Origin of the sequence: Gilvimarinus gilvus (assembly GCF_030518155.1) — a bacterium.
GTDB classification, from domain to species: domain Bacteria; phylum Pseudomonadota; class Gammaproteobacteria; order Pseudomonadales; family Cellvibrionaceae; genus Gilvimarinus; species Gilvimarinus gilvus.
The window spans coordinates 113,155-133,136 of the sequence record NZ_JAULRU010000797.1 but is presented as its reverse complement, the minus strand read 5'-3'; the positions used below and the strand labels follow the sequence as shown (position 1 = coordinate 133,136).

Annotated in this window: 19 protein-coding genes; 10 read left to right on the top strand and 9 right to left on the bottom strand. The window is 52.4% G+C overall.

Annotation, left to right across the window (positions count from 1 at the left end):
* Window positions 1-276 precede the first annotated feature (276 nt).
* The gene (locus QWI17_RS20760; RefSeq protein ID WP_302724439.1) at window positions 277-1,293 is read left to right on the top strand and encodes an aspartate carbamoyltransferase; all 1,017 of its coding nucleotides are present in this window, start codon (window positions 277-279) and stop codon (window positions 1,291-1,293) included.
* A 37-nt stretch (window positions 1,294-1,330) separates the two neighbouring features.
* Here the strand turns inward: QWI17_RS20760 and QWI17_RS20755 are convergent, their stop codons facing one another.
* Window positions 1,331-2,593 (bottom strand): diguanylate cyclase domain-containing protein, encoded by a 1,263-nt coding sequence (locus tag QWI17_RS20755; protein WP_302724438.1) that lies wholly within the window; start codon window positions 2,591-2,593, stop codon window positions 1,331-1,333.
* An 87-nt stretch (window positions 2,594-2,680) separates the two neighbouring features.
* Entirely contained in the window at window positions 2,681-3,085 is a 405-nt protein-coding gene (locus QWI17_RS20750) for a YchJ family protein (RefSeq protein WP_302724437.1), read from the bottom strand.
* A gap of 126 nt (window positions 3,086-3,211) precedes the next feature.
* Between QWI17_RS20750 and QWI17_RS20745 the strand changes: the two genes are divergently transcribed.
* From QWI17_RS20745 to QWI17_RS20730, 4 genes are all read left to right on the top strand, one after another.
* Window positions 3,212-4,366, top strand: a complete 1,155-nt coding sequence (locus QWI17_RS20745; protein ID WP_302724436.1) for a 1-acyl-sn-glycerol-3-phosphate acyltransferase — start codon at window positions 3,212-3,214, stop codon at window positions 4,364-4,366.
* Between the two features lie 3 nt (window positions 4,367-4,369).
* Window positions 4,370-6,505 (top strand): ATP-dependent DNA helicase DinG, encoded by a 2,136-nt coding sequence (dinG, locus tag QWI17_RS20740; protein ID WP_302724435.1) that lies wholly within the window; start codon window positions 4,370-4,372, stop codon window positions 6,503-6,505.
* Window positions 6,506-6,511: 6 nt separating this feature from the next.
* Entirely contained in the window at window positions 6,512-6,841 is a 330-nt protein-coding gene (locus QWI17_RS20735) for a YqcC family protein (RefSeq protein WP_302724434.1), read from the top strand.
* Window positions 6,842-6,920: 79 nt separating this feature from the next.
* The gene (locus QWI17_RS20730; protein ID WP_302724433.1) at window positions 6,921-7,586 is read left to right on the top strand and encodes a DUF3313 family protein; all 666 of its coding nucleotides are present in this window, start codon (window positions 6,921-6,923) and stop codon (window positions 7,584-7,586) included.
* Window positions 7,587-7,653: 67 nt separating this feature from the next.
* Here QWI17_RS20730 and QWI17_RS20725 read toward each other — a convergent pair whose 3' ends face one another.
* On the bottom strand, window positions 7,654-8,871 hold the full coding sequence (locus tag QWI17_RS20725; protein WP_302724432.1) for a multidrug effflux MFS transporter: 1,218 nt from the start codon (window positions 8,869-8,871) through the stop codon (window positions 7,654-7,656).
* Window positions 8,872-8,966: 95 nt separating this feature from the next.
* Window positions 8,967-10,700: an arginine--tRNA ligase gene (gene argS / locus QWI17_RS20720; protein ID WP_302724431.1), complete on the bottom strand. Its 1,734-nt coding sequence runs from the start codon at window positions 10,698-10,700 to the stop codon at window positions 8,967-8,969.
* 215 nt (window positions 10,701-10,915) lie between these two features.
* Here argS and QWI17_RS20715 point away from each other — a divergent pair, with 215 nt between their 5' ends.
* From QWI17_RS20715 to QWI17_RS20705, 3 genes are all read left to right on the top strand, one after another.
* Window positions 10,916-11,698, top strand: coding sequence for an enoyl-CoA hydratase (locus tag QWI17_RS20715; RefSeq protein ID WP_302724430.1), 783 nt, complete (start codon window positions 10,916-10,918; stop codon window positions 11,696-11,698).
* The gene (locus tag QWI17_RS20710) at window positions 11,695-12,510 is read left to right on the top strand and encodes an SDR family oxidoreductase (RefSeq protein ID WP_302724429.1); all 816 of its coding nucleotides are present in this window, start codon (window positions 11,695-11,697) and stop codon (window positions 12,508-12,510) included. The genes QWI17_RS20715 and QWI17_RS20710 overlap by 4 nt, the downstream gene beginning before the upstream one ends.
* A 118-nt stretch (window positions 12,511-12,628) precedes the next feature.
* Window positions 12,629-12,871 (top strand): hypothetical protein, encoded by a 243-nt coding sequence (locus tag QWI17_RS20705; protein ID WP_302724428.1) that lies wholly within the window; start codon window positions 12,629-12,631, stop codon window positions 12,869-12,871.
* Between the two features lie 122 nt (window positions 12,872-12,993).
* Here QWI17_RS20705 and QWI17_RS20700 read toward each other — a convergent pair whose 3' ends face one another.
* Window positions 12,994-13,530: a DUF2058 domain-containing protein gene (locus tag QWI17_RS20700; protein ID WP_302724427.1), complete on the bottom strand. Its 537-nt coding sequence runs from the start codon at window positions 13,528-13,530 to the stop codon at window positions 12,994-12,996.
* 156 nt (window positions 13,531-13,686) lie between these two features.
* Between QWI17_RS20700 and dbpA the strand changes: the two genes are divergently transcribed.
* Complete coding sequence (gene dbpA / locus QWI17_RS20695; RefSeq protein ID WP_302724426.1) at window positions 13,687-15,075, top strand: ATP-dependent RNA helicase DbpA; 1,389 nt, start codon at window positions 13,687-13,689, stop codon at window positions 15,073-15,075.
* A gap of 24 nt (window positions 15,076-15,099) precedes the next feature.
* Here dbpA and QWI17_RS20690 read toward each other — a convergent pair whose 3' ends face one another.
* The 4 genes from QWI17_RS20690 to mobA form a co-directional block, all read right to left on the bottom strand.
* Window positions 15,100-15,507 carry a VanZ family protein gene (locus QWI17_RS20690; RefSeq protein WP_302724425.1) on the bottom strand — a complete coding sequence of 136 codons (408 nt, stop codon included), beginning with the start codon at window positions 15,505-15,507 and terminating at the stop codon, window positions 15,100-15,102.
* A complete protein-coding gene (locus tag QWI17_RS20685) occupies window positions 15,471-16,325 on the bottom strand; it encodes a universal stress protein (protein ID WP_302724424.1) in 855 nt (284 codons plus the stop codon). Before QWI17_RS20685 ends, QWI17_RS20690 begins: the two co-directional genes overlap by 37 nt.
* Before the next feature lie 147 nt (window positions 16,326-16,472).
* Complete coding sequence (locus QWI17_RS20680; protein ID WP_302724423.1) at window positions 16,473-17,957, bottom strand: SulP family inorganic anion transporter; 1,485 nt, start codon at window positions 17,955-17,957, stop codon at window positions 16,473-16,475.
* A 134-nt stretch (window positions 17,958-18,091) separates the two neighbouring features.
* Window positions 18,092-18,718, bottom strand: a complete 627-nt coding sequence (gene mobA / locus QWI17_RS20675) for a molybdenum cofactor guanylyltransferase MobA (RefSeq protein ID WP_302724422.1) — start codon at window positions 18,716-18,718, stop codon at window positions 18,092-18,094.
* Between the two features lie 356 nt (window positions 18,719-19,074).
* Here mobA and pdxH point away from each other — a divergent pair, with 356 nt between their 5' ends.
* Window positions 19,075-19,716: a pyridoxamine 5'-phosphate oxidase gene (pdxH, locus tag QWI17_RS20670; protein ID WP_302724421.1), complete on the top strand. Its 642-nt coding sequence runs from the start codon at window positions 19,075-19,077 to the stop codon at window positions 19,714-19,716.
* Window positions 19,717-19,982 lie beyond the last annotated feature (266 nt).

Sequence of the window (19,982 nt, the reverse complement as noted above, 5' to 3'; positions counted from 1 at the left end):
CGGGTTTATATAGCTTTTTTTTCGATTCGGCAAGTTGACTTACACCCTGAACCTCTCTCCTTTATAAGTACTAATAGCGGGTCTGGCGTCCAGATGCAACAATCCTATGACTTTTTTTGCGCCAAAGCCCAGGCCGGCCCGCAATCTAATCGATCGTGTTGTGACTGGAAAGATTACCTGATTTGAGGGTAAATCGGGATTGTCACATCTATTCAAATAGCGCTTCAGAGCCTAAAATAGCGCCACTTTCCCCACCGCAGACAGCAAGGAATTATCGTGATATTGACAGGTTCACATATTCTCTCCGTCGAACAGTTCGAGCGCGCCGATATTGAACGTATTTTTCAAGTGGCCGACGCCATGGCTCCCTATGCGTTGCGTCGCAAAGTCACCCGGGTTTTAGAGGGGGCAATTCTGGGCAATATGTTTTTTGAGCCGAGTACCCGCACACGGATCAGTTTTGGCTGTGCGTTTAATCTACTTGGCGGTGAGGTGCGCGAGACGACCGGCTTTGAAAGCTCTGCCATCGCCAAGGGTGAGTCCCTTTACGACACCGCTCGTGTGTTATCGGGTTTCTCGGATGTTATCTGCATGCGCCACCCGGCGGAGGGTTCAGTAGCTGAGTTTGCCGAGGCCAGCCGCGTACCGGTACTGAACGGCGGTGATGGTGCCAATGAGCATCCCAGTCAGGCTCTGTTGGATCTTTACACCATTCGCAAGGAGCTTGGATCGAAAAACCGTGGCATTGACGGTTTGCGTATCGCTCTGATTGGGGATCTGAAATTTGGCCGAACGGTGCACTCGCTATGCAAGTTGCTGCGACTGTTCAGTGATGTTCACATCACTTTGGTATCACCGACAGAGCTGGCAATGCCAGAGCATATCGTTGAAGAGATGCGTACCGCAGGGCACACTGTGGTGGTCACCGAAGATCTGACTCAGAGTATCACGAACGTCGATATTGCCTACTCAACCCGCATTCAGGAGGAGCGATTTGCCTCCAAAGCAGAGGCGGATGTGTACCGCGGACGGTTTCGCTTGAACCAATCAATTTACACTCAGTATTGCGAGCCCAATACAGTCATCATGCACCCCCTGCCCAGGGACTCGAGGGCAGAGGCCAACGAGTTAGATAACGACCTCAATCACAATCCGAATTTAGCGATTTTTCGTCAGGCCGATAACGGTGTATTGGTGCGTATGGCACTGTTTGCACTGGTGCTGGATGTGGTGGATCAGGTGGATAAATACGCGCGCGATGTCAATTGGTACAACTCGTTGCGCACACTTTAAGCTGAATCAGGGTGGGTGGGTGGGTTCAACCACCGGCTTAGGCGCTGAGAAGCTGCCCCGCGACTTTTATCAGGTCATCCTGTTGTAGCGGCAGTGCGACGCAGGGTTTGGCGTCGAGCCCTTCGCCCTGCGGTTGTCCCAAAAATAGTTGCGGTGTTGAACGGGTGCGCTTGGCCGTGGCGAGTCGATCGCTTAGATAGCGTCCCTGGTGGTCGGCCAGCTCAGGCCCTAACACTATTAAGTCGGGCCTTATTGTCAGTGACAGTTCCAATGCCTCATCGGCGGAGTCCGCTGTTATCAGGTTGTAGTGTTGTTGCAGTTGAGTGCAAGCCTGTTGCTGAATTTTCAAATCTGAATGGGCCACCACCACCGTGCGGTGTGAAGCCATTTCGTCAATACTGAATTGATCGCGGCCTGAATGTTTGGCGCGGTAAAGAGCACGATCGGCCGCTTTGATTAGCCCCTCCAGGGTGTGCCCGGTCGTCTGCAGGCAACAGGCTCCGCCAATGGAAACCGTCACCGTGTCGGAGGTGGGGGAGACATCGTGGGCTACCTGGCGATCGGCCAGAGAGCGACGAATACGTTGACTAATGTTGGCGATTCCCTCTTTGTTGGTTTCCGGCAAGAGTACAACAAATTCTTCACCGCCATACCGTCCAAGTAGGTCGTAGGGTCGATTTAGGCACTGTTCAATGGCGGCGGTAACCTCTTTCAGGCACGCGTCACCAGCCGGATGACCGTAATGGTCATTGTAGAGTTTGAAATGATCTACATCGATCATGAGTGCGCTAATACAGGTATTCTGACGACTCGCCAGCAACCACTGCTTAAGGGCTTGCTCATTGAATGTGCGGCGGTTGTAAATTTGCGTGAGACTGTCGAGCTGGCTGATGGCTTCTAGCTCGCTATTGAGCCGGTTGAGCTGATCGCGCATATCGGCAATCCGCTCCATGGCGCGAATTTTAGCCGTGATGATCATTTTACTGACTGGCTTGATAAGATAATCGTCACCGCCGGCCTCAATGCCCTGACGGTAGTCTTCGTCCTCGCTCATGCCCGTGACAAAGACAATGGGAATCCAGTGGTCGCCCAGCCACTCGCGAATGAGTGCGGTTGTTTCAAAGCCGTTGAGTCCGGGCATCTCCACATCCATGATAATCATGTCCACGGGATTATCTTCAAGTAACTGCAGCGCCTGCTCGCCACTTTCTGCGACCAGCGGGGTATGACCAGCATCGACAATATACTGGCTCATGGCATGGCGCAAAGTCGCGCTGTCTTCAACTAGCAGAATTTTCATACTTGAGCTTGAGTCCCACGGTAGCAGGTTAAAGTGTACTGCTATTTGGCGTGAAAAACATCATATGCTTCACACAATGGAGATGTTTTAAGCGCAATGATCGAAATAACGCCAAAAACCGTTTTCGCGGCAGAACGCTGACTTTTCCAGGTGGCGGTGGGTTTGCTGGCCGATACGGTAGGTAGCGCTAAAGGTTACTGTGCCCTGACTGTCACTATGCCCGCCACCCTGCCAATCTAAAATTTCCAGCCCCAGCCATTCACAACTGGTGGCCCATTCGCGAATAGCGGCGATTGATGTGCGATGGCGCGTGGACTCGCTCCACGTTTCCCACAGGTATTCTATGGCTCCACAGACGTGGCCACTGTAGCGCGATCGCATAAGCTCGAGTGCGGTAGAGGCGGCCTGACCTTGGTAAATAAAGCGGGAACAGCATTGAGAGGCTGCTACCGTTGAACCGCATGGACAGTAATTGGGGGCTGCGAGTGGCATTTTCCACCTCTTTTGGGTATGTTGTGCGCCTGTTTACGCTGACAGCCATACTGGCTCAAGCATGTCCTGAATACTGACATGGACCGGCGCTGCGACGTCCATGCATTTGATTCTGTGAACCTACTCATGACTGATTTTGACGATATTCGACCTTACCACGACGACGAAGTTCGTCCCGCCCTGGACCGTATTCTTAATGACCCGGAGCTTGCCGATGCGGTGGCCAAATTAAAATTTCCACATTTGGCTGGACCTTTAGGGTTCATTTTGCGGCCTATCGTGAAAAATGTCATGAAAAGGCAGTTGGCTGCGGTAGACAGTGTAGATAAGTTTCAGCAGGTTGTTGAGAAATACATGCGCCACATGATCGAAACCACGACCACTCGACTTACCAGCTCCGGTCTCGATCAGCTCGACCCCAACGGGGGCTACCTGTTTATCAGCAACCACCGCGATATTGCGATGGACCCGGCTTTTGTAAACTGGAGCATTTATCATGCGGGCTTTCAGACGTTGAGAATTGCCATTGGCGACAATTTGCTGACCAAGCCTTATGTCTCTGACCTGATGCGACTCAATAAAAGTTTTATCGTTAACCGCTCTGCCAAAGCGCCCCGAGAAAAGCTCAAAGCAGCGAAAAAATTATCGGCTTATATCCACCATTCTCTGACCGAGGACAAAGCCAATATATGGATTGCGCAACGCGAGGGGCGTGCTAAAGATGGCAATGACCTGACCAATACAGCGGTGATTGGTATGTTGATGTTAAATCGTCCCAAGGCTCAAGATTTCTCCGAGTATGTGCGCTCCTTAAAAATCGTTCCGGTATCCATATCCTATGAGCAAGATCCCTGCGACGCGGCTAAGGCACATGAATTGTTTGCGCAGCGCACCACCGGCCGCTACGAAAAAGGGGATCAGGAAGATGTGCAAAGCATTGCCAAAGGAATTGCCGGGCAAAAGGGCCATGTTCACGTAGCGTTCGGCTCTGCGCTTAGCGGTGAATATGCGGATACCGATGCCGTGGCTGCGGAAATAGATCGTCAAATATGGGCTCAATATGTATTGCACGCAAGCAACTGTTTTGCCTTCGATGCAGAAGGTGAGGAGGCGCGCTCGCTGCCGTATTCCGACAAAAATGTACCTTTTGAGCCTGGCAATGTGCGTGAAGAGCGCGCAGCGTTTGATTTGCGCGTGGGTTCCGTGCCTTCTGAGTACCGGGATATTGTGCTGGAAATGTATGCAAATCCGGTGCGCAACAAACTCAAGGCTCGGCCTTAATCAATGCTAACCGATGATATCAAGCGCGATATTCAGCAAAGCTATTCGGCGTTTTTAGCTTCCCGTGAGCTGGGGCCTCGCCATGGGCAAAAACTAATGATAGCGGAAATAGCGCGGACACTCGGCGCTATTAGTTCAGATGCCGAAGGTATACGCAATGGCGACGGCCATATATGTGTGGTTGAAGCCGGTACGGGAACAGGTAAAACAATCGCCTACCTATTGCCGAGTATTATTATTGCTAAGGCTTTAGGGAAAAAGCTGGTGGTGTCGACCGCTACGGTCGCACTTCAGGAACAGATCGTTCACAAGGACCTACCCGAACTACGCAATCATTCGGATTTGTCTTTCAGTTTCGCGTTGGCGAAAGGGCGCGGGCGCTATTTGTGTTTGTCCAAGCTCGACAATTTGATGAGCGAATTTGCCAGCACCGCCGATCCTACGCGAGCACTGTATGAAGATGAATTGCCCAGTGTTGATGAGCAAGGTATTCGTTTGTATGAATCCATGATGGACGCTCTGGCGGCCAATAAATGGGACGGTGAACGCGACACCTGGCCCGGTTCACTGGACAGCGCCGACTGGCAACGCGTGACAACCGATCATCGCCAATGTACTGGCAGGCGTTGCTCTAATGTGTCAGCCTGCAGCTTTTTCAAGGCGCGGGATGCGCTGCATACCGCCGACTGCATCGTTACCAATCACGATTTGGTGCTGGCAGACTTAGCTCTCGGCGGCGGTGCTATCCTACCGGACCCCGAAGACACAATTTATGTGTTTGATGAGGGCCATCACCTACCCGATAAAGCCTTGAATCACTTTGCGCACCATGCGCGCATGTTGTCCACCAGCCGCTGGTTAGAGCAGTGCAACAAGAGTTTATCCACCGTGCTTGGACAGATCGGCGGTGCCGGCCGTGTGGACCATTTTGGCGAGCAATTGCCCGGTCAGTTTATCGAGTGCAAACGCGAGCTCGACATGCTATATCCGGCTCTCGATGAGCTGATTCAGAGCGTGACCGATGACAGCCGCGAGCGTCGCTCTAGCCACTATCGTTTTGAGAACGGCAAAGTTCCCGATGGTATACGCGCGCAGGCTGAACAACTGCACGCCAGCTTCGATCGGTTGAGCGATTTGCTGAGTAAAATTACCAGTGAAATTAACGAGGCCATGGAGGACGCCCATTGCCCTGTACCCAAAGTGGACCTTGAGAATAATTACCCCGTGGTCGGAGCATGGCAGTCGCGGGCGGAGGCCAGTGCCGAGCTGTGGCTCAGTTACTCGCGCACCGATGCCGAGAGCAGCGTGCCGCGCGCGCGCTGGTTAACGCTTGTCGACTTTAGCGGGAATTACGATATTGAGGTGTGTTCCAGTCCAATTTTGGCGGCGCGCACGCTCGAGTTTAGCTTGTGGAATCAGGCTTACGGCGCCGTAGTGACCTCCGCAACCTTAACCGCCCTGGGTAATTTTGAGCGCTTTAAAATGCGCGCCGGGACGCCGGATAATAGCCGCTATGCTGTGGTGCCAAGTCCTTTTGACTTTGCTCAGGGGGAGCTGATAGTGCCTGCCGCTGCGGTAGATGCTGGCGACAGCAAGGCCCACACCGCGGCGGTGATTGACCAGTTACCTCAAATATTACAGGCGGAAGAAGGCTCTCTTGTCCTGTTCTCTTCGCGTCGACAGATGCTCGATGTATTTGATGAAATGCCTGAGCCTTGGCGCCACAAAATACAAGTGCAGGGAGAGGCGTCGAAGCAGGAGATGTTGGTCGAGCACAAAAAGCGCATAGATCGCGGCGAGGGCAGTGTATTGTTTGGGTTGGCCAGCTTCGCCGAAGGTGTAGACCTGCCCGGTGATTACTGCGCCCACGTTGTCATAGCGAAGTTACCTTTCGCCGTACCAGACGATCCTATTGAGGCGGCGGTATCTGAGTGGATTGAATCGCGCGGTGGCAACGCATTTATGCAAATTACCATACCCGATGCGTCCCTAAAGCTCATTCAGGCATGCGGACGTTTGCTGCGTACCGAGGGAGATACCGGACGTATTACCTTGCTGGATCGGCGGGTCGTGACCAAGCGTTATGGCAAAGCCATATTGGACTCACTGCCACCGTTTAAAAGAACCATTGCAACTTAGGGTAAAATGAATAGTTCCGACACACATATCGCGGTCGCTGAAGTTTTAATGGATATAGAAGCGAGCATGAGGGACTTACAGCTTTGGCAAAGTCAGCCACCTCCGGCGAGGGCTTTGGCCAGTGTACAACCCTTCGCTATAGATACACTGACCTTTACCCAGTGGTTGCAATTTATATTTATACCTAAATTGCATCAGTTGCTCGGGCAGGGTGACAATTTACCTGTAAATAGCGCCATTGCCCCCATGGCGGAAGAGTATTTTCGTGCTCTGAGTATCCCGGCGGACTCATTGATTATGCAATTGCGGCGCATGGATCAACTTCTGTCACGGTAATTTACACTTTGCGGGTTGAGCTTTTGTCCAGTTCGCACTAATGTTGTCGGGGGATATCTTCAGCTGCTAGGAGCTAGCTATGAAATTGCTTTCGATTACTACCGCTATAACACTTTCGCTTTGTATTGCCGGCTGTGCAACGCCACCACCACCGGTGTCTCATGATGGCTTACAGCTGGTGGAAGACCGGGATTTGGATCAGGTTTACGTTAAGCCCGGCGTGAATATATCCGATTACCAAGTTTTTGCTTTGCAGCCGTGCAGTGTGGCCTTTCGGGCGAATTGGATGCGCGACCAGAACACGGGGCGTGACTTTGGACGTTCGCGTGTAACAGAGGAAGACATGCAAATGTTGCAAGACCGTCTCGCTGCAGTTTGCGATGAGTATTTCCAGCAGTCCCTGCTGGAAGAGCCACCCTATACGCTTGTAGATGGGGCACAAGGCGATGCTCCGGTGTTGGAACTGCGTCCGTCAATCATTGACCTTGATATAACGGCACCGGATTTAAACGAGACCGGTATGGTGCGAACCTACACCACAAGCTCGGGTGAAATGACATTATTCCTGGAAGCTTACGATGCAGCCAGTGGAGAAATCATTGCCCGCGTTGTCGACCACAAGGAAGATCGCGATGACATGTATCTGGAGTGGACCAATCGCGCCAGCAATATGGCGGATGCTAAACGCTTTATCAGAAGTTGGACTAAAGCTTTACGTAAGGGTTTAGATAAAACGCGAAATTAAACAGAACTTCGCTGCGCAAGTATAAGGCCGCATTTGTCGCGGCCTTTTTTATGCGTTGCTACTATTTTTATGAGTTGCCACTATAGGTGTCGCGCAGTTTACGCAGCGGCAATAACAGCGCAGTACTGATGAAAGCGCAAATGAGCATGGTGTTAACCATGGGCTTGAGGCTGCCATCGTGCCATACGCTGGCCAAAGCGCCCATCACAGAACCCAAAACGAACATGGCCACAAGTTGTATTGCGGCAGCGCTACCGCCTTGCTGAGGTGCAAACATGGCCATAAAACGAGCGGCGCCAGCGGGGTTAGATACGCCCACGCAACTGACAATAAATACAATTAGTGGCACAGCCATTGCGAGCGACAGTGTATTTGTGTAAATCAATACGGCCATTAAAACAGTCGCCAATGTCTGAAGAATAACCACGTTTTGAAATACTCGCAGCGGGTTACAAAACTTAAGTAGGCGTGAACTCAAGCCGTTGGCAATGATTAAACCTATCGCATTTAAACCAAATAAAATTGAGAAAACACCCTCACCCACCCCGAAGTACGTCATGTAGGTAAAAGATGCATGGGTGACAAAAATCAGCAAAATACCTGCGGTGCTACCCATGCTGAGCGCAAACAGCGCAGCCAGGTAATGTCCGTGGGTGCGGTGCATGACAATAGCTGTGTATTGGTAGAAAATTCTGGGCAGCGATAATGGCGTTTTTTGATGCTGTAATGTTTCAGGTATTGCCTGATGCATAACGGCCAGCAAGCTAACGGCGTAAACTACTTGGAAAATAAAAATGGCTTGCCAGCCTAAGTAGAGCAAACCGGTACCTATGATCGGGGCAATGACCGGAGCGATCATCATGACCATCATAACCGTCGCGAAACGGCTGCCAATCTCTTCGGCAGGGTAGGCGTCACGCACTTGCGCCATCGCGGTTATTGAGGCGAAGCCTCCACCAAAGGCTTGCGTAAAGCGCAGCAAGTTTATCGCGGAGGCCGATTCTGAAGCCGATATGGCCGCACTGGTGGCGATAAATAAAACGGTACCGAATAGGCATACTGGCTTGCGGCCTACCTGATCAGAAATAGGACCACCCAAGAGCTGACCCAGGGCAAACCCGACCAAAAAGGTACTGACCGATGTACTCAGCGTTGCAATAGACACCCCGAGTTTTTCTGACATCGTCGGTAGCGCCGGCAAATAGGCGTCCATAGCCACAGGCCCCAATGCCACCAGGGCACCGAGGTAGAGTAAAAAGTAGTGGGGCAGTTGGCGGTAGGGCATGAACGTCCAGCCAGTGATTCGATGTTTAAAGGTACTGGTTCAGCTTACCAAGTTGAGAGTGCCGGGCGAACACACATGCGCCCACCCAGTTTAGCTTACATTCGCTCGGAGACTTCGATACCCAGCATGTCCAATCCCGTTTCCAGCGTACGTGCAACGGCGTGACATATACGCAGGCGGCTATCTCGGGTGCCGGGCTCCACGTCCGACTTAAGAATTGGGCAAGCTTCATAGAATCGCATATACAAACTCGCGACGTCATACAGGTAAGTACACAAGATATGCGGCATTGCGTCATCGGCAACTTGCGCCAAAATTTCGCCAAACTGCAGCAGCTTAATAGCAAGAGATTTTTCTTGCTCGGAGGCAATCTCAACCGGCCCACTGAGTGTGTTCGGGTCAATATCGGCCTTGCGGAAAATGCTCTGTACCCGGGTATAAGCGTATTGCAAGTAAGGCGCAGTGTTACCCTCAAAGCTCAGCATGGTGTCCCAGTTAAACACGTAATCGTTGGTACGGGTTTTACACAGGTCGGCGTACTTGACCGCCCCAATACCTACCTTGCGTGCAATATCAGTGGTGTCGGCGAGTTCAGGGTTCTTGGCCGTGATCACTGCATTGGCCCGTTCAATCGCTTCATCCAGCAAGGCGGCAAGTTTGACCGTGCCACCGGAGCGGGTTTTGAAGGGTTTGCCGTCAGAACCCATCATGGTGCCGAAGGCGTGATGCTCTAGACTGATCGAGTCCGCAACGAAGCCCGCTTTCCTGGCGAGAGTGAATACCTGCTGCATGTGCAGTGATTGCCGAGCATCAATAAAATATAATATACGCTCGGCCTTTAAATTGTTAGCGCGGTAACGGATGGCGGCAAGATCTGTCGTGGCGTAAAGAAACCCGCCCCCCTGTTTTTGTATAATCACCGGTGACGGATTGCCTTCCTTGTCGGCCAGCTCTGGCAAAAAGACCACCTGCGCGCCCTGATCTTCCTGACACAGTCCCTGAGCCTGCAGCTCGCCGACTAATGGCGCTAAGTCGTCGTTATAAAAACTTTCGCCGCAAACGTCATCATCGGTTAAGGTCACGTTTAGCTTGCGATAGATTTCTGAGCTGTGCTCCAGAGATACGCGTTTGAACTCCTGCCACAGCGCCAGCACTTTGGCATCGCCCGATTGCAGTTTTACCACGTAGTTACGCGCCTTATCAGCAAACGCGCTGTCGCGGTCGAAATGCGCCTTGGCTTGTTGATAGAATACCTCCAGATCGGACAATGCCATACCGGCACTGTCGCTTTCGCTGAGCTGCTCTTCGAGCTCGGCAATTAGCATACCGAATTGTGTGCCCCAGTCGCCGACGTGATTTTGCCGTATGACATTGTGGCCAAGACGACTGAGAATGCGCACCAGCGCATCACCAATAATACTAGAGCGCAGATGTCCTACATGCATCTCTTTGGCAAGATTAGGCGATGAGTAATCCACTACAATGGTTTGCGGTGTGGTCGCAGGCTTAATGGCCAGTGCATCGTCGCGCTCCGCGTTGCCCAGTTGTGTACTGAGCCACTGGCTATCGAGATGAATGTTAATAAATCCGGGGCCGGCAATTTCAACCTGTTCCGCTATGCCATCGAGCGCCAGCTGAGCGACAATTTTCGCAGCCAATTCTCGTGGGTTGCTGCCCATCTTTTTCGCTGCCCCCATGGCGCCATTGGCTTGATAATCACCAAAGCCGGCTTTTTTGGAGGGTGCGACCATGGGCTGGCACTCGTCGGGGATGCCGGCGGCCAGCATGGCAGATTTGACCTTTTCGCTCAGTAATTCTCGGATGTTCATACGACTCTAACAGTTAGATTGGAAAACCGTGGATTGTATCACGCCCGCGCCGCTTGCGGCTTTTCTCAATGCCGCGAATGGGGCTGAATAGTTATAGGCTTACCCGGTTTGAGTTATGGTTGTGTAAAAGACCTAAGCTACACTCAAAAGCGTAGTGCACCACAAACTGAGTATTTTGGGTTTTGCAGTGAAACCAATATGTAGGGAGAGTACGAATGAACTTGCCTTTTACGCCATGCGCTCAGGTCAGAGTAGACCTGATTGATGGCATTTTGTCTTTACAGTTAAATCGGCCCGCACAAAAAAATGCCTTGTCTCAGGCGATGTACCAGTCTTTGGCGGATTCCCTGCAATGGGCCGCCCAACAAGAGTGTGTGCGTGTGGTGCGGCTGACCGGTTGTGGTGACAGTTTTAGCGCAGGCAACGATCTTGCCGACTTCCTGCGTTCGACCGAGGATGCAGATCAAGGGTTGAGCAAAGAGTTGCCCGTAGTGCAGTTTATGATGGCGCTGCGCCACCTGCCTCAGCCTATCGTAGCAGAGGTTAATGGTCTGGCGATTGGTATTGGCACCACACTTCTGTTGCACTGCGATATGGTTTACGCCGCCGATGATGCCTATTTTCAGCTGCCGTTTATTCAGTTGGGGCTGTGCCCCGAGTTTGCATCCAGCACTTTGCTGGTGCGAAGGGTTGGTGAGGCAAGAGCGCGCGAATTACTTCTGCTCGGAGAGCGATTTGATGCAGCGGCGGCGCAGGATTACGGCTTGTTAAACGGTGTATTTCCGCGCGAGCGGCTGGACACTGAGGTCGGCGTTGTATGCAAGAGGTTGAATGCATTACCACCGGCGGCACTGCGTCAAAGTAAGGCTCTTATCGACGAGGTTGTTGGCTGGCCGGTGGATAAAGTCATCGAACGAGAGCTCGAGGTATTTGCCCGTTGCCTTGCCGGAGCAGAGGCGCAAGGAATTATTAAGAACATCGCTGAGGGGAAAGCATGAATTTTAACGGAGACTTCGCCGGTAAAACGGTGCTTGTGGTGGGCGGTACCAGCGGTATATGTCGCGGTATTGCCGAGCGGTTTGCGGGGCTTGGCTGCAGTGTATGTGTTATGGGGCGATCGCAAGAGAAGATCGATAGCACCGTTGCCGCCTTGGAGGATCTGGGGGCACAGGATGCGTGTGGCTTCAGCGTGGATGTCCGTGAGGGCGATATGCTTAGAGAGTCCGTACGGCAGCTGCACGCCCGCTGGGGCGCACTGGACATTGTCGTGTCGGGAGCCGCCGGGAATTTCCCTGCCTTGGCCAGCGGCCTGTCGGACAATGGTTTTGGCGCGGTAGTGGATATCGACCTCAAGGGCACCTTTCATGTTATGAGTGCGGTATACCCGTATTTGCGCAAGCCCGGCGCTTCGGTCATCAATATATCAGCGCCCCAAGCTCAATTGGCTATGGCCGGTCAGGTGCACGTGTGTGCCGCTAAGGCGGGTGTCGATATGATAACCCGAACCCTGTGCATTGAGTGGGGGGGGGAAGGTATTCGGGTTAATTCAATTATACCGGGGCCCATTGAGGGGACCGAGGGTATGGAACGTCTGGCGCCGGGGGAGGCTATGCGCAGCAAAATCGCTACCACGGTGCCGTTGAGGCGGCTGGGGCGCAGTCGTGATATCGCCGATGCCAGCGTGTTTCTAAGTTCAAGTTTGGCTAGCTATATCAGCGGTGCGGTACTGCCAGTGGACGGTGGCTGGAGTCTTGGTGGGGCGGCGAGTATCGGCACCGGAATCGCCCAAATGCTACAGCAACAGCAATGATGCCGGGGTATGTAGTGGTAAGGCATATGGCGCCTGGTTCCAAATAACGCAATGATCTACGCGCCTCGGTTCAGGCTGCTAATCTTCTATTAGGTATTGAATAATTGAAGGTGACGTTATGGATCGGGATAAACGCTGTGGGCAGGCCGCCGTCCCTGCCAACGCGGCCGTATTTTTGAATGATTTACAGGTGTTGGCACTTAGTCATATGGAATGCTTTGGCTGGCAATTGATGTTTATCCGCCGGCCACTGTTTCAAGACCCGATTGCCGTGGTCGTAGACGATCAGGGTACCAAGGTGGGTGTGCTAGAAAGCGATGGCCAAGTCAACCTTGAACCCAACATTCAATTGCGCCACTGAGGGCTGCTCAGGCGCTTGGGAAAGAGCGCTGGCTCGCAGGCAGGCTTGCCAAATTGGGTAACTTTGTGGCTTTGGCAATCTAGTCGCGCTTTGCAATCGGTTGTATGGGCGCCTTTCGCGGGTTACCACATCAAATCATCTGGAATGACGTAGTCCGCATAGGGATCGTCTTCGTCTAGGGTGTCGGCCGACTTGCTGGCCTGCGACACCACTACCGTCGCATCGCGATCGGCTATTTTTTCGGCAATGATCGCCGGCACCAATTCATACTGTTCATCTAGGCGGACAACCGCTAAGAGCCCCCGACTTAGCTGCTCTACCTGCTGGGCGGAGGCATAAAGCGACTTTACGGTGCTGCCGTCAGTAAAATTGTACGCGGTATCGCCCTGTTTGGCTTGTCTGTTCAGGGTGATCAGTTGCTTAATCTGAGCCTGAATGGCTTTTTCCTGCGCTGCGGCATTGCGCTCGGCGTTGAGCTTGCGGTCGCGCTCGATCTTTTCCTGGCGAGCCTGTTGCGCGGCTAGCTTGGTTTCGTCGACGCTGGGCTGTTTTGATCGTTTCTGAACCTTGGCCTGCTTGGCTTTCTCTTTTTTGGTCTGTTTGGCTTTTTTGGTATCGACCAGTCCGGCTTTTAGAAGTTGGTCCTGCAGGCTACTCATGGGATCTCCGCTTTGTTTTCGATAGGCGGGCAAAATGTAGCAGAAGGATTTGCCGTTGAACAGTATAATGGTCGTTTCAAGGTCGTAATTTGATGCATTGGCAGTGAGTGCCGGGTCAACGGCTAACGCCTAACGCTGATTAAAAGGTACACAGCATTGACTGATACAACTTCTGCTTCGTCTTTCTCCTCACTACCCCTGGCTCAGGCATTACTGCAAAACCTCGATTCGCTTGGTTTTAACAAAATGACGCCGATCCAGGCGGCGAGTTTGCCGCAAGTGCTCGAGGGTCGCGATGTGATCGGTCAGGCGAGCACCGGATCAGGCAAGACCGTGGCCTTTGGTCTGGGCTTGCTACACGCCCTCGATGTGCAAAAATTTGCCCCGCAAGGGTTGGTGCTATGCCCAACGCGTGAATTGGCTGATCAAGTGGCAGGTGAGCTGCGACGCCTGGCCCGCTCCATTCACAATATTAAAATACTCACTTTATGCGGTGGTGGCCCTTTTGGGGCGCAAGTCGCCTCGCTCAAGCATGGCGCTCATATTGTCGTGGGTACACCGGGCCGAATTGAGGAGCATGTGCGCAAGGGCCACTTAAATACACGCAGCATGTCGATGTTGGTGCTCGATGAGGCCGACAGAATGTTGGATATGGGATTTCAGGATACCTTGACGACCATTGTGAGTGCACTGCCGGGGCGTCGTCAGACGCTGCTGTTCAGCGCGACCTTCCCCGAGCAGATTGAGCGTATGGCAAAAGGTTACATGACAGAGCCTGTATTTGTGAAAGTACAGGCCGAACGTCAGGACTCTACGATTGAGCAGCGCTTCTTTAAAATTGAAGACAGTGATCGGAGTCAGGCTTTACGGCAAATTTTAAGCGCCTACTTCGCAGAATCAATGATTGTGTTCTGCACCACCAAACGCGAGACCCAGGAGGTGGCCGATACCTTGTCTGCGCAGGGATTTGCCGCCTTAGCGTTGCACGGCGACTTAGAGCAAAGAGAGCGTGACTACACGTTGGTTCGCTTTGCCAACAAAAGCGCGAATGTGTTGGTCGCAACCGATGTGGCCGCTCGCGGTCTCGATATTTCCGCGTTGGATCTGGTTGTTAATTATCATTTATCGCGTGACCCCGAGGTGCACGTCCACCGAATTGGTCGCACCGGTCGTGCCGGGGCACAAGGATTGGCGTGTTCAATTTACAGCGACAGGGAAATTGGCAAGTTAATCCGAATTGAAGAAGAAATGGGCGAATCCTTCTTTCCGGAAAAGGTGCCCGAGGCCCCGACGCGCTCACTACCCGAACCAAGTATGATTACTTTGCAAATTGATGGCGGCAAAAAACAAAAAGTTCGCCCTGGCGATATTGTCGGGTGTCTAACCGGCGAGGGGGGAATAGATAACGCGCAAATCGGCAAAATCAATGTGTTTGATTTTAGTGCGTTTGTTGCGGTTGAGCGACAGGTCTACCGCCGCGCGTTGAAAAAAATTGAAACAGGCAAGTTAAAAGGTCGCCGATTTCGTGTCAGGGTAATGAAATAATTACGCCCTGAGCGTGAAGGACAATCACACGATATGCGTCGATTTATTTCGGCGCACAATCAGGCAGGCGCAGCTAAATATTACAAGCCCTAGCACAATGCCGCTCGTATTGGCGAGCATGTCCCATAGATCGAAGCTGCGCCAGGGTAAAAAATACTGAATTATTTCAACGCCTGTTGAGAACAGCCAGAGCCACATCAGTCGCGCATAAACGGATTGTTTCGGATAGGCAATGCTAATGGATATTCCGGCGACCAAATAACCCAGAAAGTGCATCAGCAAATCGTTATAATCGCCAACAACCTGCTGAGGTTGTTGCGCCGTGCCCAGCAGCAGATAAATGGCCAGCAATGCCCAGAACTGGCCTTGTTTACACAGTGTCCACATAGGCTCGACTAACGCAGAACCAGCATTGAGGTTCTGCAGCGACATATCATGGCGGTAGTGGTGCTGCCGACAATAAAATGCCTGATACGTGAATGACCGTAAGCCCCAAGCACCAGCAGTTCAATATTGTTTTTACTCTGATATTCAACCAAAGCGTTTTCCGGATCGCCAGAAATAATATGTGATTCGACCGATAGCTGTGCGCCTTGCAGTAGTTTTTCAGCCCACAGCATGGACTCGCGGTTGGCTTCCAGATCGGCACCCACCATAACCAGATGGCAATGACAGCCTTGCAGCAGTGGGCTGGCGGCTATCATCTCAATACCTTTACGAATAGTCGCACTGCCATCATAAGCAATCATTAATGCTTTTGGGGAGGTAAATTCCGGCTGAACAATTAAGATAGGCTTGTGGATAGCGCGTATGATTTTCTCGATATGGCTGCCAATATGGCCATGGGCACTGGCACTTTCAGCGCCTCGCTTGCCAACTACCAGCAAGCGAGTTTCGTTTTCGAGCTCAACTAGCGCATCGGTAAATTCACCATGGCGTTGCCGCGTTTGCACATCCTCTAGTCCCGCAGGCGCTACTCGGTCTTGGGCTGCTGCCAGCAATAGCTTGCCTTGCTCCATAGCAACCTTGGCTCGCTTTTCGTCGAGTGAGGCGAGCTCTTCAAGCAGCGCTTCCTGGGCGCCGAAGCCCAATGTGCCCGAGAGGTTGCGTTCACCTGTACCGTGTACATAGTCCAGCACATGCAATAGGTGCAGGGGAGCGGCCAGCTGCTGCGCTGCCCAAGCCGCACCGTCACATACTGACTCTGCGTATTGAGAGTCGTCGATACATGCAATAACGTTAGCGGCCATAGCGGTTTCCTTATTATCGGTGGTTTAGAGCTTGTCGACACCCGTTGTGTAGGTATCAACCGCCCGCTAATTTAGTGTCCAGCTGATCGCCTGGGCTGGCTAAGTGGCCAGCAGTACCAGAGCGACAAAAAATTGTGTTTGTTGGCTCTAATGACCCATCAATTTTTCAACTTCTTCAGGTTTATCGTGCACAGCAAAACGGTCCACTAAAGTGGCACTGGCTTCATTCAGGCCAATAAGCTTCACTTCGGTGCCTTCGCGACGAAATTTCAGTACGACCTTATCCAGTGAACTAATAGCCGTAATGTCCCAAAAGTGCGCTCGCGACAAGTCAATATTGACATGTTCAACCGCCTCTTTGAAGTCGAATCCGTCAATAAACTGATCGGCGGATGAGAAAAACACCTGCCCCACTACGGTGTAGGTTCGACAGCTGCGCTCTGCGTCAAACTGTGAACCGACGTATAGGATTTGCCCTACCTTGTAGGCGAAAAACAGAGTACTTAGAAGCACGCCCAAGAGCACACCTAAGGCTAAATTGTGAGTCGCCACTACTACGGCTACGGTCGCCACCATCACGATTGACGAGCTTTTGGGGTTGGTTTTAAGAGCGGCTAGAGATGACCAGCTAAAGGTACCAATGGAGACCATGATCATCACCGCCACTAAGGACGCCATCGGCATCCTGGCAACCCAATCTCCAAGAAATACCACTAATATCAGTAGAAAGACACCGGCAACCAGTGTGGACAGTCTAGTGCGACCACCGGATTTCACATTGATTACCGACTGGCCAATCATAGCGCAACCCGCCATGCCGCCGAGAAAGCCAGATCCGATATTAGAAACCCCCTGACTGACACACTCGCGGTTTTTGTTACTGTCAGTGTCGGTGAGGTCGTCGACAATTGTCGCTGTCATCATCGATTCGAGTAGGCCGACCACCGCCAGCGTTAAGGAAAACGGGAAGATGATTTTTAATGTTTCCAGGTTGAAGGGTACTTCCGGCAGTAAAAATACAGGTAAGCTATCCGGCAACGCGCCCATGTCTCCCACTTTGCGCACGTCGATGCCGAAGTACACGGTCACGAACGTCAGGCTAACAATGCAAATTAACGGCGAGGGAATGGCCTTGCTAATGTAAGGGAACAGATAAATGATGCCTAAACCAGCTGCGAGCAGCAGATACACAGGCAAAGTGAAGTTGCCTCCGGTAATTTCCGGTAACTGGGCCAAAAAGATTAATATGGCCAAGGCGTTAACAAAGCCCGTGACCACCGAACGTGACACAAAACGCATCAGGCTGCCCAGTTTGAGAAGACCTGCAATAATTTGAAACACCCCAGTGAGCAAGGTGGCTGCCAAAAGATACTCAAGCCCGTGGTCTTTGACCAGATCGACCATAACCAGTGCCATGGCCCCGGTAGCCGCTGAGATCATCGCTGGGCGGCCGCCGGTAAAGGCGCTAATAAAGGCGATACAAAAAGAGGCGTAAAGGCCTACCTTCGGGTCAACACCGGCGATGATGGAAAACGCAATGGCCTCAGGAATCAGAGCTAATGCCACTACAGTGCCCGAGAGGACATCGCCGCGAACATTGCTGAACCAGGTTTCTTTCAAAGATTTTTGCATAGTCATCTGCCGCCTTGGGCGGGGAGTTATGGGTTAGAAAATGTGGCGGATCCGTGTTAGGTCAAACGGTACTCAAAGCGTTCGCTTCAGCTCGCCGAAAAGGCGCTGAATTATACACGGGTTTGCAGTGAATTTCAGAGATCGCCGTGCTGGGCGACGAGCTCCTCGGCGGCGTAAAGGTCTTGGGGGGTGTTGATGTTGGTAAAACAGTCAAATGGGGTGTTATCGAACTCTACAGTAACGTGAGGATGCTCGGCAATCCAGTGCTGAAGCCAGGGAATGTCCGTCCCGTCCAAAGTTGCACTGATCGCCGGCAGCAAAGAATTGTGCCAGAGCGCAAAAACTGGCTGCATGCGCCCGTTGGAGACGGCAACGGCAATCTGAGCATCATCTTGCAACGCCGCGCTGAGTTGCTCCACCATTGCCCGGGGAAAAAACGGCGTATCGCAGGCAAAGCTGGCTACCCATGGGTTTTCCGGGCGGTTTTGCTGCGCCCAATTGAGTGCGGCATGAATGCCAGCCATAGGGCCGGGGAAGTCTTGGTATTGGTCGGCTACTACGGTGAGCTTGGTTCGGGCAAACCGCAAGGCGTTGCCATTGGCACTTAGCACCAGGTCATTGACTTGAGGCTGGGCTCTATCAATGCTGCGAGTGAGTAAAGTTTTGTCCTTCAGTGGTAGCAAGCACTTGTCGCCACCGCCCATACGCCGTGCGCGACCACCGGCCAGCAATACCCCTGTCGGGAGCTGTTGTAGGCTCATAAAACCTCACTATTGTTGATATATGTGCCAATTATACGGCTCTCTTATCCATGATTGTAGTCTTTTGCGCCAACTTGTGCCTGACTTCGCAATAATATCTGTTGCGATTCGCAGTCTTTACAAGACCAATGACTAACCGGCTGCGGCTATTCGCTCGCCAATTGAATTAAGAGGGGACGATTTAAGCACACCCGTTGACCCTTAGACCACGATCTTCGCAAATAATTTTACGCGCTATTTTGCATCTCAGATGAGCAGTCAGTGCAGCTTTGCGTGAAAAGCTTGATACAAACCGGGGATCTGGTCCGCATTCTGTCGCGTATAATGGAGCTATCGACAAGAGATTTGAGGTAGTTATGAGTCATATGTTTGAAGCCAAGCGCCGCGAATACACGCAGGGCGGGTTGCGGCGAGCAGATCTTGCCAAGAATCCTTTTGACCAATTCGCGAACTGGTACGATCAGGTTGAGGCCGCTGGAGTTACAGACCCCACGGCGATGGTGCTTGCGACGGCCGATGCTATGGGGCTGCCTTCGCAGCGAATTGTATTGCTAAAGCACCTGGATCAATCGGGCTTTGTGTTTTATACCCACCTTGCAAGTCGTAAGGGGCGAGAGCTGCGAGAAAACCCCAAGGCCAGTTTGCTCTTTCCCTGGCACTCATTGGACAGGCAAGTAAAAGTCACAGGTACGGTTGAGTTGGTGGATCTGCAGATGGCCACTGATTATTTCGCTTCCCGTCCGCGTCAAAGTCAGTTGGCGGCTTGGTCTTCAGCTCAAAGCGATGTCATTTCTTCACGTCAAGTTTTGCTGGATGCCTATGACAGAATGGAAGAGCAGTTTGCCGGTACCGAAGTCCCTATGCCTGAGAATTGGGGGGGGTATCGTGTCCGTCCCGAAGCCATCGAGTTTTGGCAGGGGGGGGAGTTCAGGTTGCATGATTGTTTCCGTTATCGTTTACAGGGCAGAGCTTGGGTTGTGGACAGGCTTGCTCCCTAGCGGTGTGTGACCACACATCGAAAAGTGGCAACGACGTACGGGGGAGCCCGGAAGCCCCGAGGGGCGTGCGTGAAGTGCACATCTGCCGCGCCTCGTCTCTAGCAAAGGGAGCCACCCTGTGCGGCGAGACAAAACACAGTATCTGCACGCTTGAGGCCACGCCGAGCATGCAAGGGTTTTTCAACCGCCTGCCGGGCCTGTTTTCGAGAAAGCTTGATGGATATGTAAAGCCCGCGTACACTTTTTCCTCACATTGGGCAGTGCGC